Origin of the sequence: Enterovibrio coralii, from assembly GCF_001559595.1 — a bacterium.
GTDB lineage: Bacteria > Pseudomonadota > Gammaproteobacteria > Enterobacterales > Vibrionaceae > Enterovibrio > Enterovibrio coralii.
The window spans coordinates 1-1,351 of sequence record NZ_LNTY01000031.1 but is presented as its reverse complement, the minus strand read 5'-3'; the positions used below and the strand labels follow the sequence as shown (position 1 = coordinate 1,351).

Annotated in this window: 1 pseudogene; it reads right to left on the bottom strand. The window is 50.3% G+C overall.

Going from position 1 to position 1,351, the window contains the following annotated elements:
• Nucleotides 1-257: 257 nt before the first annotated feature.
• Nucleotides 258-1,278: pseudogene (locus ATN88_RS09975) on the bottom strand (IS110 family RNA-guided transposase).
• Nucleotides 1,279-1,351 lie beyond the last annotated feature (73 nt).

Sequence of the window (1,351 nt, the reverse complement as noted above, 5' to 3'; positions counted from 1 at the left end):
TGGGCTACATGGATTCCCCCGTTCGTCAAACATCCGCTAGACTTTTGGAGATGGGTTTTGGACTGCCGCTCTACATTCGGCCTTTCGCTGACTCACGTCATGGCCCTGATGACATTACGCGGTTGCAGTGCCTAATTCGTTAGAAGGCATCAATGTGCCCGCCGCATTAACAGGCTCTCTGCAAATGGTCTTAACCTATCCTCATCAGCTGCGTTTGCAATGACCCGGTTGGTGTGTTTCCCTGCGCCGCCTCTTGCTCAGGCGGCGTAGTCTTGATACTTAGTTTGGTTGTGTAGCAGTGCCCAGATAATGCGGGCGTTCTTTGCTGCCAGCGCGACAATGGCCCGGTTCATCCCTCGTCGTTCAAGGATGCTTCGTCCCCAGACACTGAGCCTGTCCTGTTTTTCTCCCAAGTTAGTTATGACAGCTCTCGCGCCGTGAACTAACAAGGTTCGTAGATACTTGTCGCCCCGTTTACTAATGCGTCCAAGGCGAGGTTTACCGCCTGTTGAATACTGTTTAGGAACTAATCCCAACCAAGCAGCAAAGTCTCTGCCGGAGTCGAACTGCTCACCTTTTCCAATGGTAGCAATAATGGCTGTAGCGGTTTGAGGCCCGATGCCTCGGACATTGAGAATACGCTGTGCATTGGGGCTGGATTTGGTCACCATATCAAAGCACAGTTCAGTGTCGTCGATACGTTGGTTCAATGTCTGAAGGTGTTCAAAGCAATCCGCCAAGACGGCACGTGCAATATCAGGAAGGCCGTTTTCAGCGGCCTCGAGAATAAGCGGTACTTCACGTTGTACGGCGGCTCGCCCCGTAGAAGATGATACCGAACTCACTGAGTAAAGCACGAATACGATTAATAAGAGCAGTGCGCTCCTGAACCCAATGTTCACGCATTCTATGAATAGAAAGGATCGCCTGTCGTTCAGGTGATTTAACAGGTACAAATCGGGTGGCAGGACGCTGAACTGCCTCACAGATAGCGACGGCATCATTGAGGTCATTTTTACCTTTTGTGCGGTAAGGGCCGACATACTTGGCGGCCATGATACGGGCTTCGTGACCTAATTTGATGAACTCTCTCGCCCAATAATGCGCTCCAGAACACGCTTCAATACCTATACGCATGGTTGGCATATTTGCTAATGTAGTCAGCAGTTTAGCGCGAGAGACGGATTTATGAAGGATGACCTTACCTCGGTCATCAACAGCGTGCAGAGAAAAGTGGTGTTTGGCGAGGTCAACGCCGCAAAAGAATTGAGAAGACATGGTTACCTCCGGTATTTAAAGCAACACCTAAGTGTGGCAAATCCTCGTGAGGGGGAATCCATGTCATTCGTTA